At 55.2% G+C, this 16904-nt stretch carries 18 protein-coding genes and 1 riboswitch; of the genes, 10 read left to right on the forward strand and 8 right to left on the reverse strand.

Annotation, left to right across the window (positions count from 1 at the left end; all coding sequences use genetic code 11):
• The first annotated feature begins 269 nt into the window (after positions 1-269).
• Positions 270-614 (forward strand): hypothetical protein, encoded by a 345-nt coding sequence (locus H6F57_RS00510; RefSeq protein WP_190625750.1) that lies wholly within the window; start codon positions 270-272, stop codon positions 612-614.
• Between the two features lie 3 nt (positions 615-617).
• Positions 618-1931 carry a recombinase family protein gene (locus tag H6F57_RS00515; protein ID WP_190625751.1) on the forward strand — a complete coding sequence of 438 codons (1314 nt, stop codon included), beginning with the start codon at positions 618-620 and terminating at the stop codon, positions 1929-1931.
• Positions 1932-1990: 59 nt separating this feature from the next.
• Here H6F57_RS00515 and asnS read toward each other — a convergent pair whose 3' ends face one another.
• Positions 1991-3376 (reverse strand): asparagine--tRNA ligase, encoded by a 1386-nt coding sequence (gene asnS / locus H6F57_RS00520; protein WP_190625752.1) that lies wholly within the window; start codon positions 3374-3376, stop codon positions 1991-1993.
• Between the two features lie 723 nt (positions 3377-4099).
• Between asnS and H6F57_RS00525 the strand changes: the two genes are divergently transcribed.
• The 3 genes from H6F57_RS00525 (at position 4100) to ybaK (ending at position 7292) form a co-directional block, all read left to right on the forward strand.
• Positions 4100-6271 (forward strand): glutamine synthetase III, encoded by a 2172-nt coding sequence (locus tag H6F57_RS00525; RefSeq protein ID WP_190625753.1) that lies wholly within the window; start codon positions 4100-4102, stop codon positions 6269-6271.
• Positions 6272-6599: 328 nt separating this feature from the next.
• Complete coding sequence (locus tag H6F57_RS00530; RefSeq protein WP_190625754.1) at positions 6600-6773, forward strand: hypothetical protein; 174 nt, start codon at positions 6600-6602, stop codon at positions 6771-6773.
• 36 nt (positions 6774-6809) lie between these two features.
• Positions 6810-7292 carry a Cys-tRNA(Pro) deacylase gene (ybaK, locus tag H6F57_RS00535; protein WP_190625755.1) on the forward strand — a complete coding sequence of 161 codons (483 nt, stop codon included), beginning with the start codon at positions 6810-6812 and terminating at the stop codon, positions 7290-7292.
• Between the two features lie 223 nt (positions 7293-7515).
• Here the strand turns inward: ybaK and H6F57_RS00540 are convergent, their stop codons facing one another.
• Positions 7516-7932, reverse strand: coding sequence for a DUF4278 domain-containing protein (locus tag H6F57_RS00540; RefSeq protein WP_190625756.1), 417 nt, complete (start codon positions 7930-7932; stop codon positions 7516-7518).
• A 46-nt stretch (positions 7933-7978) separates the two neighbouring features.
• Positions 7979-8060: riboswitch (Glutamine riboswitch) on the reverse strand.
• A gap of 269 nt (positions 8061-8329) precedes the next feature.
• Between H6F57_RS00540 and H6F57_RS00545 the strand changes: the two genes are divergently transcribed.
• On the forward strand, positions 8330-9196 hold the full coding sequence (locus H6F57_RS00545; protein ID WP_190625757.1) for a 6-carboxytetrahydropterin synthase: 867 nt from the start codon (positions 8330-8332) through the stop codon (positions 9194-9196).
• Between the two features lie 18 nt (positions 9197-9214).
• Here H6F57_RS00545 and H6F57_RS00550 read toward each other — a convergent pair whose 3' ends face one another.
• From H6F57_RS00550 to psbN, 4 genes are all read right to left on the reverse strand, one after another.
• Complete coding sequence (locus H6F57_RS00550) at positions 9215-10195, reverse strand: PhoH family protein (RefSeq protein ID WP_190625758.1); 981 nt, start codon at positions 10193-10195, stop codon at positions 9215-9217.
• Positions 10196-10245: 50 nt separating this feature from the next.
• A complete protein-coding gene (locus H6F57_RS00555; protein ID WP_190625759.1) occupies positions 10246-10593 on the reverse strand; it encodes a KH domain-containing protein in 348 nt (115 codons plus the stop codon).
• Between the two features lie 32 nt (positions 10594-10625).
• Positions 10626-10916, reverse strand: a complete 291-nt coding sequence (gene rpsP / locus H6F57_RS00560) for a 30S ribosomal protein S16 (protein ID WP_190625760.1) — start codon at positions 10914-10916, stop codon at positions 10626-10628.
• Positions 10917-11102: 186 nt separating this feature from the next.
• Complete coding sequence (gene psbN / locus H6F57_RS00565) at positions 11103-11234, reverse strand: photosystem II reaction center protein PsbN (protein WP_073607618.1); 132 nt, start codon at positions 11232-11234, stop codon at positions 11103-11105.
• A 74-nt stretch (positions 11235-11308) separates the two neighbouring features.
• On the opposite strand from psbN, the gene psbH reads away from it, so the two are divergent.
• From psbH to pth, 3 genes are all read left to right on the forward strand, one after another.
• Positions 11309-11512 carry a photosystem II reaction center protein PsbH gene (gene psbH / locus H6F57_RS00570; protein ID WP_190625761.1) on the forward strand — a complete coding sequence of 68 codons (204 nt, stop codon included), beginning with the start codon at positions 11309-11311 and terminating at the stop codon, positions 11510-11512.
• Positions 11513-11706: 194 nt separating this feature from the next.
• Positions 11707-12054 carry a TatA/E family twin arginine-targeting protein translocase gene (locus H6F57_RS00575; protein WP_190625762.1) on the forward strand — a complete coding sequence of 116 codons (348 nt, stop codon included), beginning with the start codon at positions 11707-11709 and terminating at the stop codon, positions 12052-12054.
• Between the two features lie 20 nt (positions 12055-12074).
• Positions 12075-12692 (forward strand): aminoacyl-tRNA hydrolase, encoded by a 618-nt coding sequence (gene pth / locus H6F57_RS00580; RefSeq protein WP_190625763.1) that lies wholly within the window; start codon positions 12075-12077, stop codon positions 12690-12692.
• A gap of 52 nt (positions 12693-12744) precedes the next feature.
• Here the strand turns inward: pth and H6F57_RS00585 are convergent, their stop codons facing one another.
• Both H6F57_RS00585 and H6F57_RS00590 read right to left on the reverse strand, forming a co-directional pair.
• On the reverse strand, positions 12745-13548 hold the full coding sequence (locus tag H6F57_RS00585) for a DUF2382 domain-containing protein (protein ID WP_199294656.1): 804 nt from the start codon (positions 13546-13548) through the stop codon (positions 12745-12747).
• Between the two features lie 79 nt (positions 13549-13627).
• Positions 13628-14623, reverse strand: coding sequence for a DUF2382 domain-containing protein (locus H6F57_RS00590; protein WP_190625765.1), 996 nt, complete (start codon positions 14621-14623; stop codon positions 13628-13630).
• 453 nt (positions 14624-15076) lie between these two features.
• Here H6F57_RS00590 and sulP point away from each other — a divergent pair, with 453 nt between their 5' ends.
• Positions 15077-16750, forward strand: a complete 1674-nt coding sequence (gene sulP, locus H6F57_RS00595) for a sulfate permease (protein ID WP_190625770.1) — start codon at positions 15077-15079, stop codon at positions 16748-16750.
• The last annotated feature ends 154 nt before the right edge of the window (positions 16751-16904 follow it).

A 16904-nucleotide genomic window follows, 5' to 3' on the forward strand; every position in this document is an offset into this window, starting at 1 on the left:
GATAACGGGTGCAAGGGGGTAGGTGTTGGGTTTCAGATCGCCGATGCAGGGTGTTGGGTGTCCGGTGTCCGGAGCTCGGTGCAAGGCAACCCGAGAACCGTATACCTAATACTCAATACCTGAAACCTGTCACCCACCTATCTTGCCACGACCCCGAGCCAATGGCCGGAGCCTGCGGTTGAATCTAAAGCCACAGAGTATCATCGACACAGGGCGATGCTCGTCGGCCCAGAGCCACAAACCAAAGCCGCAGCGATGAGGAAACACCCATGATGTCAATGACCTATTTGCTGACGGTGATGCTGACGGGGCTAGGAATGGTCGCCACAATACCCGCCTCCCAAGCGGCTTCGCCAAGCATGCACTACGCCTGGCAGGTCTTAGGCATCGACACGGCCCAGTGCCTGAGCCAGGCCCGACAAGCGCTAGAATCCCAGGGGCTAGAGCCAGTGCAAAACGATGCCACCAGTGTGGCCGGGCGTTCTGAGACAGTAACGGCAATGTTTGTGTGCGTCGAAAACCAACCCGCTACCACCACAGTGATGGTGGTCGTAGCCAGTGACAACGATGACCAGGCGCTGGCTCTGCGTGAAGCGCTCAAGCAGGCGTTCTAGGTTATGCGCATCGTCGCCTACCGCTACCGAGAGGTTGATGGCTCAACATCTCCCCCCCTTGACGCCCTTGGGGAGGAGATGTTGGCAGCGGTGGAACGGGTCTATACCGATGTGGCCCTGCCGACGGAGCCAGGATATCGGCCAGAGCGCGATCGCCTACTAGCTGACCTACAAGCCCATCCCGCCGATCGGGTTTTGGTGGATAGCCTCGCTACTCTAGGCAACGACCCTGACGATATTCGCTACTGGGTACAGGCATTCGAATCTGTCGGGGTTGAAGTGGTCACTCTAACCGATGATGCCATCGATTTAGACAGCATTTTGCAAGGAGCCGACCTGGCTAACGATCAGCGCCGCCGCCGCCTGCGTGAGGGCCATGCCCGCAGCCGACTACAAGCGCTACCGCCCCCGGGCAAGCCTCCCTACGGCTACCGTCGGGGCCAGGGCCGCTACCTAATCGATCGCGCCACGGCCCCGGTAGTCACCGCCTTCGTCAACGAATTTTTGCTCTACGGCTCGCTGCGAGGAGCCGTGCGGTTCATCGAGGGCAAGCTGGGCAAGCGGATTTCGGTTTCCACCGGGCGGCGCTGGCTTACCCACCCGGTGTATCGGGGTGACCTGCAATACCGGGATGGCAACGTTCTGCGTGATACCCACGCCGCTATCATCAGCCGTGATGAGGCGGCCCAGATCGATCGCCTGCTGCGCCGCAATCGGCCTCTCCCGCCCAGAACGGCGGGAGCACCGCGATCGCTGGCCGGCCTCGTTACCTGTCAATCGTGCAGTCAACCTCTAACCATCTCAAAAACCGCTCCCCGGGGCCAAGCCAAAAGCTATCTTTACCTGCGGCCTAGCGGCTGCCCTAAAGCTCCTCGCTGCCCCGCCATTCCCTATGACGACGCCCTACATCGCATTGTGAATCAGATTTGTCAGGAGTTGCCCCCAGCGGTAGCCCAGTTCACAGCTAAAATTCCCCCCGGTGCCTCTACTCCTAGCGTTGATTTGCAGGGCGCGATCGCCGCTAAAGAGGCCGCGATCGCCCAGCTACCCACCCTAGAAGAATCTGGCATTCTCGATGCCGAAACCGTTGCCTTACGTCGCTACAAGCTGAAGGGCGAAATTTCCACCCTACACCAGCAGCTCGCTCAGCTGCCTCCGGTGAACCTGCAAGAGCTATCCCAATCGGTGTCGATTCCTCAGTTTTGGCTCGATCTCTCCGAGGCCGAGCGGCGCTTCTTCTTCCGCGAATTCATCCGCGACATACAGATCGTGCGTGAGGATAAGGACTGGTGGATAGAGCTTGTACTGGTGTTTTGAAATGACAATCCCCTAAAAATCTTCTGCCTCAGCCACTTTTGTCGGAGCCTCTAACGTTCCTAAAACTCGATGCTGTCGGGGGTGCGGGGAAAGGGGATGACATCGCGGATGTTGCCCATGCCGGTCATAAACTGCACCAAGCGCTCGAAGCCGAGGCCAAAGCCCGCGTGGGGCACGGTGCCAAAGCGGCGCAGATCCAAATACCACCAGTAGGTCGCTGGGTCTAGCCCCGCCTCGACGATGCGGCGCTCTAACACATCTAACCGTTCTTCCCGTTGGGAGCCGCCGATAATCTCACCCACCTTGGGGGCCAGCACGTCCATCGCCGCCACGGTTTCACCACCGTCGTTGAGGCGCATGTAGAAAGCTTTGATGCCGGTGGGGTAGTCGGTGACAATCACCGGCTTTTTGAACAGGTCCTCCGCCAGGTAGCGCTCGTGCTCCGATTGCAGGTCGATGCCCCACTCGACCGGAAATTCGAACTTTCGGTCTGTCTTTTCTAACAGCGTCACCGCATCAGTGTAGGTAATGCGCTCGAAGGTGTTGTTGATAATGTTGTCGGCGGTGGCCAGCACCGAGTTGTCGATGCGATCGTTAAAGAAGGCCATATCCTCCGGGCACTGCTCTAGCACCGAGTGGAAGATGTATTTGAGAAATTCTTCGGCCAGATCCATGTTGCCGGTCAGATCGCAGAAGGCCATTTCGGGCTCCACCATCCAAAACTCGGCCAGATGCCGAGAGGTGTTGGAGTTTTCGGCCCGAAAGGTGGGGCCAAAGGTATACACGTTTGTGAAGGCCATCGCCATGATCTCAGCTTCGAGCTGGCCGCTGACGGTGAGGTAGGCGGGCTTGCCAAAGAAATCCTGGCTGTAGTCCACTGCGCCAGAATTATCCTTCGGCGGGTTGGTCAAATCTAGACCCGTGACGGCAAACATTTCGCCCGCCCCCTCACAGTCGCTGGCGGTGATGATCGGGGTGTGCATCCACAAAAAGCTGCGCTCATTAAAGAACTGATGAATCGCCTGAGCGCAGGCATTGCGCACGCGGAAGACGGCGCCCAGGGTGTTGGTGCGCGACCTGAGATGCCCCAGCGTCCGCAGATACTCAAAGGAATGCCGTTTTTTCTGAAGCGGATAGGTTTCGCCATCCGCCGTGCCGTAGACGGTAATGGTCTCGCCCTGCAATTCTACGCGCTGGCCTTTGCCGGGTGATTCCACCAGGGTGCCGCCAATTTCGACCGATGAGCCGGTGGTCAGGTCTTTGACGACGGTGTCATAGCCCGTCAAGTCAGCACTCAGCACCACCTGCAACCCGGCCATCGACGAGCCATCATTGACCTCCACAAAGGTGATGCCCTTGGCCTCGCGCTTGGTGCGCACCCAGCCTTGGATTGTGGTGCTCTGGCCCGGTTCGCCAGCGTGCAGAATGTCTCGAATGCGCGGCATAGTCGTGCTAAGTCTGTAGTAGGTTTGGTCAGAATATTTACTTATTCTGACCCACAGCGGTGCTGAAAGGGGGCACAGCGCCGACAAAACGGCTGCCCTCTGAACCAGCTAAGGGGTTAAACCGTAGCAGATACCATCTTTACGGAATCCGAATTAACTGCTAAAGGTATTGATAGCTACAAAAGCCCCCTAACTTTGCCTCTACTATCCATAATGCAAATTTCTATGGGTTTAAGACTGTAAGACTGATCGCTGGCAAAAATCGATGGGTTGCAGTGGCGACTTTTGGATTGTTCCCAGGGCACAGCTTTTCAGGCGTGACATTGGTTAGATATTGAGGTTTTAATTCCTCAAAGTTGCTTGAGGGTGACAGCGTTAACGGTGGCTCAAAGAGCGTTAGGTATAGGCCCACGAGCCATTTGCCCTTAGCACTTTTGAGGCATTTATGATTGTCTGAGGGGTTTGTTTAGGCCGCTGAGACGATAAGCATTGTAGACCGAAATTTCCCGTTACGGGGTTGCCAGTTTCTGGTTTGGCAATGTGGTTTTTCAAGGATGTCTAACAGCTAGGCCTCTCAGGCTTTTCTACTGTATGAGCGATCGCCCTAGGGGCTAACTTTAACCCATCTCGGTTTCCATGCGGGCTTTTCTGGTTCTTTCGGCTTAGAGTTGCCCCACGCCAGTGACAGCCTTGCTTAACTTCCCATTTAACTAGGAGACTTCTATGAGCGGAAACGAATTGCGGGCCCAGGCTATCGCCAGTATCGCCTGCCGTCCCAAGGTGGCTGTGAGCACTCCTGGACGGCTCGAAGACCTGTGGGCCAAGGACGTTTTTAGCCTCAGTAAGATGCAGGAGTGCCTGCCCAAGTCGGTATTTAAGTCGGTGCAAAAAACCATCACCACTGGGGCACTGCTAGATGTGTCGGTGGCCGATGTCGTGGCCGTAGCCATGAAAGACTGGGCCATCTCTAAGGGAGCGCTCTACTACTCCCACATGTTCTATCCCCTGACCAACGCCACCGCTGAAAAGCACGATGGCTTTATCTCGGTGCAGAGCGACGGGTCGGTGATTTCAGAATTTTCCGGCAAAGTGCTGGTGCAGGGCGAGCCTGACGGTTCGTCATTTCCCAACGGCGGCATTCGTTCCACCTTCGAGGCCAGGGGCTACACCGCCTGGGATGTGACCAGCCCCGCCTTTGTCATGGAGACTGAGAACGGCGTCACCCTCTGCATTCCCACGGTGTTCGTCTCCTGGACGGGGGAAGCACTCGACAAAAAAACCCCGCTGCTGCGCTCCAACGCCGCCATGAGTAAGGCTGCTACCCGCGTGCTCAAGCTGCTGGGCCACAGCGAAGTCGCCCCGGTCAACTCCAGCTGCGGCGCTGAGCAAGAGTACTTCTTGGTAGATGCCAACTTCGCCACCATCCGCCCCGACCTGCTGCTGGCGGGCCGCACCCTGTTTGGCAAGGCTCCAGCCAAGGGGCAGCAGTTTGACGACCACTACTTCGGCGCGATTCCTGAGCGAGTACAAATCTTCATGCAGGATGTGGAGGAAAAGCTCTACCGCCTGGGCATTCCGGCCAAAACCCGCCACAACGAAGTGGCCCCTGGCCAGTTTGAGATCGCCCCCTTCTTTGAAGCGGCCAACGTGGCCAGCGACCACCAGCAGCTGATCATGACGGTGCTGCGCAACACCGCTAAAAAGCACGGCTTCCTCTGTTTGCTGCACGAGAAGCCCTTTGCGGGCATCAATGGCTCAGGCAAGCACGTCAACTGGTCGGTGGGCAATGCCACCCAGGGCAACCTGCTCGATCCGGGCGATACACCCCACTCCAACATGCAGTTTCTGGTGTTTTGCGGGGCGGTGATTCGCGGCGTACACAAGTACGGGCCACTGATGCGGGCGGTAATTGCCAGCGCCAGCAACGACCACCGTTTGGGGGCCAACGAAGCGCCTCCGGCAATTATCTCGATTTACCTGGGCAGCCAGCTTCAAGATGTGTTTGACCAGATTGCCTCGGGTGAGGTCACCAGCTCCCAAAGCAAGGGTGATATGGATCTGGGTGTGCCGACCCTGCCGGTGTTTCCCAAGGATGCGGGCGATCGCAACCGCACTTCTCCCTTTGCCTTTACCGGCAACCGCTTCGAGTTCCGCGCCGTAGGCTCAGGACAGTCAGTCTCTGGGCCGCTGGTGGCAATGAATACCATTTTGGCCGACTCGTTAGACTGGATGGCCGACCAGCTTGAGGCCAAACTGGGCAGTGGCGTCGACCTCAACGTCGCCATCCACGAGATTCTGCGCGACGTGATTCGCGACCACGGAGCCGTGGTATTTAACGGCAACGGCTACTCCACCGAGTGGCACGAAATGGCCGTTAACGAGCGCGGACTGCTCAACCTGCGCACCACCGCCGACGCCCTGCCCGTACTGCGCGAGCAGTACATCGAAGACCTGTTTGCCAAAGAGAATGTGCTTACCCCGGTGGAACTGGGCAGCCGCTTTGAGGCCTACTCTGAGCAGTACATTCAGCACATTGAGGTTGAAGCCAAGCTGGTCATTAGCATGGCTAAGACCATCATCTACCCTGCTGCCGTGCGCTATATGGGCGAACTGGCCAAGACCATCGACAGCCTCGATGAGATCGGCATTGAGTTTGGCAAAGACAGCGTGGTCAAAGTGGCTGAGCTGACCAAGTCGATGATGGTCTCGGTGGGCGAGCTAAGCGATATGCTGACCAAACACTTCATGTCGGTGGAAGAGCACATGCAGTTCTGTGCCCAAACCATTCGTCCCCTGATGGATCAGGTGCGCGAGTACGCCGATGCTCTAGAGGGTGAAGTGGCCGACGACCTCTGGCCGCTGCCCACCTACCAGGAGATGCTGTTTATCAAATAGAAGTAAACGGCTGTTTGCCCTCGCAGAGGGATGTTGACGTTTTGGGTCCTACCTGAATTCAAGACCTCTCAGTCTCGCTATGGGGATAAATATACCCCTGCTGCTCCTAAAGCCCCCAGCTATTTTTCCAAGGAGAGAAATAGCTGGGAGCTTTATTTTGGGTATAGGCTAGGATCTTTTTGCAGCTCCGGTGGGCGTGCCTATGCGTTATCTCAGTAGGGTCGAGCTTTCTGAAATTGAGCGTTTGACTACAAGAAACGGGTTCTCAGAGCCGTATCACACAGTTACCTTTGATCTAATTTCAGACGGAATCCCGAACAGCCAGCTAGTGGTTTGGGTGCACCCGGTCTATCCAGAGGATGAGCTGGTTCGTGTCGCTCGTACCTTTGCCTACAGCAGGCTAGACGACCTGGCAGAGGCCGCCAGGAAAGATGCCTTCTCTGAGGATGAGATTCAGGCCCTTTGGGAAAGCGTCAAGCCCGATAACTTCGTGGCGCAGTAAAGTGATCGTGCCTCGCCAATTTCCTATCGCTGCCCCGTGAGTAAAACCAACGCCGCCCGCATTCTCGATCGCCTCAAGCTGCCCTACCAACTGCTGGAATATGAGGTGGATCCTGACGATCTGGCCGCCGAAAGCACGGCCGAGAAACTGGGATTGCCGCCGGAGCAGGTGTTTAAGACCCTGGTGGCCAAGGGCGATCGCAACGGTGTGTGCTTCGCCGTTATCCCTGGCAGTGCTCAGCTAGACTTGAAAGCATTGGCGGTACTAGCGGGCGATCGCAAAACCGACACCGTGCCTCTCAAAGACGTACAGCCTCTCACCGGCTACATTCGCGGTGGTGTCACTGCCCTGGGCACCAAGAAGGCCTATCCGGTCTATGTGGATGAATCGATCCTCACCTTTGCAACGGTGGCCGTATCGGCGGGCAAACGGGGCCTGATGCTGTGGTTGACACCAAATGACTACCTGACAGCAACCCAGGGAACATCGGGGGCTTTGGTCAAAAAAACGACGCCCTGACCCAATTGTAGATAGGACTCAACTAGTCAATCTCCCACTCAGCTACGATCACTTCCCTGAGTGGACTATTTTGCAGCAGCCCATGGGGAGCGATCGCCTCATACCAAAGCAGACGAGAAACTTTGCGCGATCGCTCTAAAAATTAGCAAAGAAAAGGACACCCCCTTAGGGATGTCCCTCACTGCTCCAGCTACAGCAAAAAGTGGAGTTGCTGATGCAAAGCTTAGACCACTCGGTGCAGCTCGGCCTCGAGCTGCTTCAGCAGTTGATCATTGCCCTGGGCACGGGCCACTTCAATACGGTGCTGAGTCGACTGCTGAATGTTAGTGCGATGGGCTTCAGCCGCTTCTTGCAGCAGGTGACGCCGGGCGGGTAGCCCTTTGCCTGCCGCAGTCCGCTCCGCCTGAAACACAGGCTGACGCTCGGGAGTTGCCGTGGAAGACTCGATTTGCCCGTGGCAATTGGTGCTATAGCTAACTCCACGATAAGTGTAATTACCAATAGGCTGGGTTATCGGTAAATGCCTAACGTAAGAGAATTTCATCGGACGGCCCCGGTAGGATCCGGTTAGCTCACTTTCACGCACTTCTAGAGAAGGCGGGTTGTAATCGTAATCTACGCCGCGATAGCAAAGTTTCATGTCACGCCTCCTGTTGACAAAGGATCTAACAAACTGCATTAAGCAGGGTGCGTTCCTTCGGGAGCCAATCTCCTTACTTCCGTCTAGGGCGTAATGGAGTAATCTCCAGGTTGCCTCAGATGAACGTCAACGTACTTTCTGTATTCAATTTTACTAAATCCTTTGGATGTCAACAAGCCATGTCATTTAATTTAAAGGAATCTATATCCGAGGAAGGAGCTCGCTAGCCAAGGGATTGAGCGTTTGGGGGTAGCGGTGGCATTGCCGCAAATCTTTACTTTTTCCCTCGGCGATCGCCCGCCTGCGCCGATTCCTCAACGGCAAGCAATTTACACTATGCTGAGTATGTAACGGTTGCTTAACGTGACCATCGCCTCCCGCAGGGGTTATCAGCTCTATGAAATGCATTATCAATCGCCGGGCGCAGTTCTCTGCCAGCCACCGCTACTGGCTGAGCGAACTGAGCGACGCCGAAAACGCCCAGCGGTTTGGCCCCTGCATCAACTTTCCCGGTCACGGTCACAACTATGTGCTCTACGTGGCTATGGAAGGCGACCTAGACGAGTACGGCATGGTGCTTAACCTGTCTGACGTCAAGCACGTGATCAAACAAGAAGTCACCTCCCAGCTTGACTTTGCCTACCTCAACGATGTCTGGCCCGAATTTCAGCACACCCTGCCCACCACCGAATACCTGGCCAAGGTGATCTGGGATCGCCTTGCGCCCCACCTGCCCATCGTCAACATTCAGCTTTTCGAACATCCCGAACTCTGGTCCGACTATTCAGGTAACGCCATGGAAGCCTTTCTCACCGTCAGCACGCACTTTAGCGCCGCCCACCGTCTGGCCTCGCCCCGGCTCAGCTATGAAGAAAACTGCGAAATCTACGGCAAGTGCGCCCGCCCCCACGGCCATGGTCATAACTACCACTTAGAAGTCACCGTCAAAGGGGAGATCGACCCCCGCACCGGCATGCTGGTTGATTTAGCCGCACTCCAGGCGGCCATTGACGAGCACGTGGTAGAACCCTTCGACCACACCTTCCTTAACAAAGACATCCCCTACTTTGCCGAAGTGGTGCCCACGGCCGAAAACATCGCCGTCCACATTCGCGATCTGCTGCAAAGCCCGATCGCCGAGCTAGGGGCCAGCCTCCATAAGGTCAAGCTGATCGAAAGCCCCAATAACTCTGCGGAAGTCTATGCCTCGGTGCCAATGAATGATGCTGTGGCTGCGGCTGCGCCAGAGTTTGCTACCGTCTAACCAGTTATTGAGGCCAGCTCAACTAGGCCGATCGCGCTTCGTCACTCGGCTCTCGTAGGTTTCGTAGGCGGCCACAATTCGCTGCACCAGCGGGTGTCGTACCACATCCGCCTGGTTGAGCTGGCAAAAGGCAATCCCATTCACCCCTTTGAGAATTTGCTGGGCCACAGCTAGTCCTGACGTCTGGTCTGCCGGCAAGTCGGTTTGGGTAACATCGCCTGTCACCACCATGCGCGACTTAAAGCCCAAGCGGGTCAGCACCATCTTCATCTGGGCCGGGGTGGTGTTTTGAGCCTCATCCATGATCACAAAAGCGTTGTTGAGGGTGCGCCCCCGCATGTAGGCCAGAGGGGCCACCTCAATAATGCCGCGCTCCATCAGGTTGGCAACTTTCTCTGGGTCTACCAACTCGTGGAGAGCATCGTAGAGGGGCCGCAGGTAGGGGTTTACCTTTTGCTGCAAATCTCCCGGCAAAAAGCCTAATCGCTCCCCCGCTTCAACCGCTGGACGAGTCAAAATCAGGCGCTCAAACTCGTTGTTGAGTAGTGCCTGGATGCCTACCAGAGTCGCCAGAAAGGTCTTGCCGGTGCCCGCCGGGCCAATGCAAAACACCATGTCCTGACTGCGCAAGGCTTTGACATACTGCTTTTGGCGAAAGGTTTTGGCCCGCACCACCTCACCTCGGCGGGTGCGAGCCACCACATCCTGGTGAATGGCCTGGAGCTCGTCGATGCGATCGGTATCGAGGGCTTGGCGGGCCGTCATGATGTCGGCGGTGGTTACTGGCTGCCCCTGACTCCACAGAGGCTCTAGGGCCATTACTAGCCGCCGGGCTAGGGCCGCACCACTGTCAGTACCCGAAATAAACAACTCCTGGCCGCGCAGTACTAGAGAGGCTCCAGTCTGGCTAGCCAGGAGTTTAATATTTTCGTCTCGGTAGCCTGCCAGGGCCACAGCGCCCTCTGAAGTAGGCAATTCAATCCGCAGGGGAGAGTCCATCTAAAATGATTGACAGAATAATTCAGGCCCGCAATAGGTCAGATATACCATTAGGTCTTAGGTCGAAGCTGAGGCTTGGGCTTGCCCGACGAGGGACGAGGGGGATCACTACGATACTTGTGATCAGCCCCTGACTCTTGCTCAGAAGCTCCGTAGACATCCACGTAGGCTGACCAGCCCGACAGTGCCGCCGTCGCCCGCACAATGGTGCGAATTGCCTGAATATTGCGCCCGCCCCGGCCGAACACCTTGCCTCGCTCATCACCGTTAAAGGCAATTCGAATCCACACCTTGGACTGCACAGCGTTCTCTTCACAATCTATGCGCAGAGAATCAGGTGAGTCTAAAAAAGGCTCTACCAAAAACCGAACCAGTCCTGGGAAATCAGGGCTATCCATGGTGGTGGCAAGGGCTAAAGGCAATGAGTGACCTATGCTTCAGCTTTAGCTTCAGCCTTGGCTTCAGTCTTGAAGGTGGTCTTACGCTTTTCGAGCAGATTGGCTTTTTCAAGGATGTGCCGCACGGTCTGGGTAGGCTGTGCACCCTGCTCTAGACGACGAGTGATGGCGGGAACGTCGAGCCGAGTTTCGTCGGTGCGGGGGTTATAGAAGCCAACTTCTTCTAGAGGGCGACCGTCGCGACGGGCATCGCTATTAATGGCTACGATGCGGTAGCTGACTTCCCGCTTTTTGCCGAAACGCTTGAGTCGAAGCTTAATCATAGGGTTTAGAGCAACATTCGTTGAGGTTGAAAGTTTTTGACCTGATACGGATTGCGGCAAAACAGCCAAAATAAATCCACAGGTTTCTAATCCTACCACTAGAAACATTTGCAATCAATGATTATGGCCCAAAGACTTAACCAGGGGCGATGGCCAGAATCTTTGGAGGCATCACCCCATAGAACCTTAGTCTTCGTGGTCGTCGAAGGGGTCAGCCAACTGCTTGGACGGGGGGCCAAAGGACATGTACACTGAGTAACCAGTCACGGCTACCACCACGGCAGCTACGGAAATGATAAGAACTGTTGCAGGTTCCATGGGGTTTATGAGAATAGGAAACCACCCCATCCTATAATATTACGAACTATAAAGTGTTGATTGTGGAAGGATCCATGGCACAACGGACTAGGTTAGGAGACGTGTTAAAGCCCCTCAACTCTGAGTACGGTAAGGTTGCTCCCGGTTGGGGCACTACCCCTCTGATGGCGGTTTTCATTGGTCTGTTCTTCGTGTTTCTGCTGATTATTTTGCAGCTTTATAATTCTTCCATCGTGCTAGAAAGCTTTGATGTGGACTGGCGCAGCGTAGGGCTCTAGGGAGTTTGGGGATCACGCCACTACGGTTTTGCCCCAGATTTTGCCAACGCAGTTTGGATACGGCATCCAAAATTTATTCACCTGAGGCTGGCGTAGACCCTTGACTACCCAGCCTCTTTTGCCGTTTGATGCACGCATAGTTGATGCACAGCAGTAGGTAGTTTGCACAGCCGTCGTTACTCGGGAGTTGACCTATGAACGTGTTTGGTGTGGGTTTGCCAGAGATGGCGCTAATTATGGTGCTGGCGCTGTTGGTGTTTGGCCCGAAAAAGCTGCCCGAAATTGGTCGCAGCATGGGAAAAGCCATTAAGGGTTTTCAAGAAGCTTCTCGGGAGTTTGAGGAAGAGTTTAAGAAAGAGGCCCAACAAATTGAAAAGGTGGTGACTGCGCCGATGAAGGCTACCCTAGAGCCTGAATCGCCCAAGGTGCTGACACCGCCTGAGGTCGCCGCTGAGGTAGAGCCCGAGGTCGCCCCGCTGGAATCGAGCGATAACAACGGCAGCATCCCCACGGCTGAGTCAGCTGAAACCGATCCTGCTTGAGGTGTTAGGGCCGTTGAACTATGGCTGATGCAGCATTGCCTGTTCTACCCTGCCTGATTGTGGGGTTGGGTAACCCAGGAGACAAGTACGCGGGCACCCGCCACAACATTGGCTTTGAGGTAGTCGATCGCTTGTCTAAGTCCTGGGCCGTTTCGCTTAAGGAGGAGCGGCGATTTCAGGGCGAGTATGGAGCAGGGTTTGGGCCGACGCGCCAAAAGGTGTATTTGCTCAAGCCGCTGACCTACATGAATCGCTCGGGCCAGTCGATGCGGGCGGTGATCGACTGGCTAAAGCTAGAGCCGAGTCAGGTGTTAGTGGTCTACGACGATATGGATTTGCCGGTGGGGCGATTGCGGCTGCGGCTGTCGGGGTCTGCCGGGGGGCACAACGGCATGAAGTCGGCGATCGCTCACCTCGGTACCCAAGATTTTCCCCGGCTGCGGATTGGGATTGGGGCCAGCGAACGGATCGGGGAGCAAGCCGTGGTCTCCCATGTGCTGGGCAACTTTTCTAAAGCCGAATGCAGTACTCTGGATGGGGTAGTCGACACTACGCTGCGCACGATTGAAAAAGCCCTTACCGACGGGGTCGAAAAGGCCATGAGTCTGTACAACAGCGTGGATTTGAGCAGCAGTTAAGCTACTCATTTTTATTGCTGATTATTTAGAAACCAATTGTTTGAACAAAGTTTCAAGCGGAAGTATGTTCAGAGATCAAATTCTGATAGGTTTCCACCAAGCTGGGATCGCTTAGGAATAGCTCTAGCCGAACGTGGCTGCACTGGTTGAAGAGAACCTTGTTCAACCGCGAGAGCTTCCGAATTGCGGTCTGGGGGTTTTCAAACTCGTAAATAGTCCCTTTGAGACCATTTCTGGCGTCGAGAAGAATGGCCACTCTAATTTTCTCGCATTGGAATTCTGGCCGCTTTTCAGTAGTGCCAAGAAAAGACGTCGCGTCTTGAATCGTTTCGAAGATGCCGCTAGCGACTGTATCTTGGTTGCTGTGGGGCTGAACAGCAATTTCATTACCTAGAATCTGAGTTTCTCCTAGGCTAACCTCGACAGGGGGAGTATTGCTACCAATATTTTCAATTACAAGCTTTTCTCGCCGCACGGGAATCTCTACCATCTCGGTTTCGACTACTCGGCGGACGCTAACCTCACCTACCTTGACGCGCTTGCGGTTGACGACTAGGCGCTCTTCAACCAGCTGAATTTTTTGACCAGCGTTGGGCGCAAATTCGCGCTGATCTCGATCGACATAAATAGTATTTTTCTCGGAATTTATATCTGTGATGGAGACACTAGGAATCGTAATTTGGCTCCCCTTATCATTACCTATGGGCTGCACGATTAGAGAAAAATCTGTGGCTGTTGCAGACTCAATTCTAGCCACATTGCCAATTAGATATCCTGAGCGATCGAAGACATCGCTGTTGATTAGGTGTTGTTGAGACATTTTGAGACGCAATAAGCTAATAACTAATATTCGCAATAGATACTAAGAGGACGTAGCCGTGGCTACGCCCCCTTTGGCAGACGGAGATACTAACGTTTATCTCCTAGTTCAGATCCTAGCGATCGATTTTGGGGTTGCCGTCGGTGTTGATGTCTAGCTCTTCACGACGGATCTCTTCACGTGAGCGGATTAGCTCACGGTCAGTTTCCTTGTGAACATCCACTTCTTCGCGGACGAAGGCTTCTTTCTCGACGTTAACTTGCTCTTCGTAGACTTCCATGCGAGCCACTTCTTGGTTCTCAAAGACGTGGTCGGTTGCTACGGCGGACTGGCCAGTAACATCACGTCTTTCGATCACAACGCGCTCTTTCTCGATCGGCTCAGAGACTTCAGCGGTTTGAGTTTCGATGCGCTTGCCTACGACTACTTCGCCCACTTTTGCGCGACTGCGGTGAGCGACTAAGCGCTCTTCATATAGCCGCAGCGGACCGTGGTTGTCTTCTTCGCTTAAGCCGTAAATACTGGGTTCGCGATCGTATGGACTGGGAGTTGTCTGAGCAACTTCCTGATTAGCCATGGTCTCACGAATCTTGTTGACCCCTTGGGTATTGCCAACAGTGGTCTGGGTGCGCTGCTGGTCTACCTCTAGAGGATTCATGCGGCTAGCATCCAGGGGATTCATGGTAGAGGCGTCGTTGGGTGCAACATAGTTGCTATCGAAATACTGACGCTGAGAGCGACCCTGGGCGATCGGCCGATACTGACCGCGAACTTGCTCTTCGTAGCGCTCGTCTACAACGGTGTCGTCTTTATATTCAGGTAGGTTCTCAACCTGAGTCTTAGACAGACCGTTTACATAGACGCGGCTCTTATCGTAGTCAAACCGGGCCACACCAACGGGAACCAAAACATTTTTGCCAAAGATCCACGGGCCGGTGTCGACTACTAGGTAACGAAAACGACCGGATTCGTCTACCAGTAGATCTTTAGCGGTGCCTACTTTGTCTTCACCCTGGGCGTAAACGGAATAGGAGTCAATGTCTCCCATCTGTCCGTCAGCAAGGGTTTCCTTGTAGTTAGGGTAGTAATCTTTAAGATGGTACAAAGCCATATTTGAGTCCTCCTGAGAAATTTGTCTTGTCGTCATACTAAAAGCCAGGTTTATTTGTCTTATCGGTCAATAGAAAGACGCTTGCGTTCTCGATAGGCATAGTTTTTTTTACCTTTGGCTCTAACTTGCTCCGTAGCGCTACTTTTCTACTCGGTGTTTTGGTCTCTGCAATTGAGATGGATATTGCCATAAACGCCTGCTCAAGTTGCGTCCGGTTTGCTTCAATGGTGGAGCGATGGCTAACTCACTTCATTCAGGTGCTAGTCGCTTGGTAGCCGCTAGAGCAACAGCAGCAACACTTTCTACAGCTTCAGGATCGTCTCAGTACTGGATCTTGCATTCCTGCTAGGGGCCTTCATGCCGCGCTGAGTTAGGCGGTAAGCTGCTTATTCTTGCCTTAATTTGAGAACTAAGTTTGCTGTGAAACCCAAGTATTCTCCGCTATCTGCTCTAATGCCTGGGTTAGAGCGCCTGCGCCATTACCCTATTGCCTGGCTGCGCCAAGATAGCCTAGCGGGGGTCACTGTGGCAGCCTATCTCATTCCCCAGTGCATGGCCTATGGGGAACTGGCGGGAGTGGGGCCGGTGCAAGGGCTATGGGCCATTTTGCCGGCGCTGCTGCTATACACCCTGGCGGGCACGTCGCCCCAGCTTTCGGTGGGGCCAGAGTCGAGCACGGCGGTGATGACAGCGGTGGCGATCGCTCCCCTGGCCGCGACCTCTGACACCAGCTACCTTATGTTGGCCTCACTGTTGGCCTGTGCGGTAGGGATATTGTGTCTGGTGGGATACGCGGCTCGGCTGGGATTTTTGGCCGATTTGCTTTCTAAGCCGATTTTGATTGGCTACATGGCTGGGGTAGCCGTCATTATGATCGCCGGGCAGCTCAGCCGAGTGAGTGGGGTGCCCGTTGAAGCGAAGTCGGTAGCGGGACAGCTGGGAGAATTTTGGAGTCACCTGGGCCAGGCTCACGGCCCGACGGTGGCAGTGGCGGGATTTGTTTTGGCGTTTTTGTTTGCGGTCCAGGCCCGGTTTCCTCGGGTGCCGGGGCCGCTGCTAGCGGTTTTATTGGCCACTGCCCTGGTGGCATGGCTGGGGTTAGACCAGCAGGGGGTCAGAGTTGTGGGCGAAATTCCGGCGGGGCTGCCCCGTTTTATGGTGCCGTTGGCCTCTCGCCAGGAGATGCTACAAATTTTGACGGCGGCGGTAGGAATTGCGATCGTGGGCTATTCAGATAATGTGCTGACGGCGCGGGCGTTGGCGGCCCGCCACCACCAGGCGATTGACGCCAACCAGGAGCTATTTGCCCTGGGGGTGGCCAACTTGGGTGGTGGGTTGATGCAGGGCTTTCCGGTGAGCAGCAGCGCCAGCCGGGCGGCGATTGGCGACTCTATGGGCAGTAAGAGCCAGGTGTATTCGCTGGCGGCCTTTGGGGTTGTGCTGGGGGTGCTGTTGTTTTTGCGGCTCCTGTTGGCAATGTTTCCGACGGCGGCCTTGGGGGCGCTGGTGATCTTTGCTGCCACTAAGCTGGTGGATATTCCCGAGTTTTTGCGGCTCAAAGCGTTTCGCCAGGGTGATTTTGCCCTGGCGCTGGCCACGACGGCAGGGGTGCTGGCGACGGATTTGCTGATGGGGGTGGCGATCGCCGTCGGCCTCTCTGTCATCGAACTCTTTGCTCGCATTGCCCGCCCCCACGATGCAATATTGGGTAAAGTACCCAATATTGCTGGGCTGCACGACGTTACTGACTGGCCAGGGGCCACCACAATCCCAGGACTGGTGATCTATCGCTACGATGCGCCACTGTTTTTCGCCAATGCTGCGAATTTCCAGCGCCGCGCCCTGGCGGTGATTGCGGCCGAAGCTGCGCCAGTGGAGTGGTTTGTGATCAACACCGAAGCTATGGTTAATATCGACATTACCGCCGCCGATATGCTGGTGGAACTGTACGAAACGCTGGGGAAACAAGGCATTACCCTGGCCTTGGCGCGGGTCAAACAGGATCTCTATGCCCAGCTCAAGCTCAGTGGGCTGCTAGAGATGATCGGCAGCGAGCATATTTTCTTTACGCTGCCGAGTGCGATCGACGGGTTTCACCAGCGTCACCGCCCCAGCGAAAATCCTTAGGCCCAAAAAGAACCCAGAGTTTTTGCAAAAACCCTGGGTTCTATAGCGATCCGTATAAGGGTTCGGTCAGGCAAAATGACAGGATATCGAGAGGAGTATTGTGATGCCAGCTCCCTACAGCCTTGACCTGCGCCAGAAAGCGATTGCCGCGATT

Origin of the sequence: Leptolyngbya sp. FACHB-60, from assembly GCF_014695775.1 — a bacterium.
GTDB lineage: Bacteria > Cyanobacteriota > Cyanobacteriia > Phormidesmidales > Phormidesmidaceae > Nodosilinea.

Bases quoted from the DNA above. Each gene is read 5' to 3' on its own strand.
- H6F57_RS00510 (WP_190625750.1), top strand. From the start codon at position 270: ATGATGTCAATGACCTATTTGCTGACGGTGATGCTGACGGGGCTAGGA.
- H6F57_RS00515 (WP_190625751.1), top strand. From the start codon at position 618: ATGCGCATCGTCGCCTACCGCTACCGAGAGGTTGATGGCTCAACATCT.
- asnS (WP_190625752.1), bottom strand. From the start codon at position 3,376: ATGCCGCGCATTCGAGACATTCTGCACGCTGGCGAACCGGGCCAGAGC.
- H6F57_RS00525 (WP_190625753.1), top strand. From the start codon at position 4,100: ATGAGCGGAAACGAATTGCGGGCCCAGGCTATCGCCAGTATCGCCTGC.
- H6F57_RS00540 (WP_190625756.1), bottom strand. From the start codon at position 7,932: ATGAAACTTTGCTATCGCGGCGTAGATTACGATTACAACCCGCCTTCT.
- H6F57_RS00545 (WP_190625757.1), top strand. From the start codon at position 8,330: ATGAAATGCATTATCAATCGCCGGGCGCAGTTCTCTGCCAGCCACCGC.
- H6F57_RS00550 (WP_190625758.1), bottom strand. From the start codon at position 10,195: ATGGACTCTCCCCTGCGGATTGAATTGCCTACTTCAGAGGGCGCTGTG.
- H6F57_RS00555 (WP_190625759.1), bottom strand. From the start codon at position 10,593: ATGGATAGCCCTGATTTCCCAGGACTGGTTCGGTTTTTGGTAGAGCCT.
- rpsP (WP_190625760.1), bottom strand. From the start codon at position 10,916: ATGATTAAGCTTCGACTCAAGCGTTTCGGCAAAAAGCGGGAAGTCAGC.
- psbN (WP_073607618.1), bottom strand. From the start codon at position 11,234: ATGGAACCTGCAACAGTTCTTATCATTTCCGTAGCTGCCGTGGTGGTA.
- psbH (WP_190625761.1), top strand. From the start codon at position 11,309: ATGGCACAACGGACTAGGTTAGGAGACGTGTTAAAGCCCCTCAACTCT.
- H6F57_RS00575 (WP_190625762.1), top strand. From the start codon at position 11,707: ATGAACGTGTTTGGTGTGGGTTTGCCAGAGATGGCGCTAATTATGGTG.
- pth (WP_190625763.1), top strand. From the start codon at position 12,075: ATGGCTGATGCAGCATTGCCTGTTCTACCCTGCCTGATTGTGGGGTTG.
- H6F57_RS00590 (WP_190625765.1), bottom strand. From the start codon at position 14,623: ATGGCTTTGTACCATCTTAAAGATTACTACCCTAACTACAAGGAAACC.
- sulP (WP_190625770.1), top strand. From the start codon at position 15,077: ATGCCTGGGTTAGAGCGCCTGCGCCATTACCCTATTGCCTGGCTGCGC.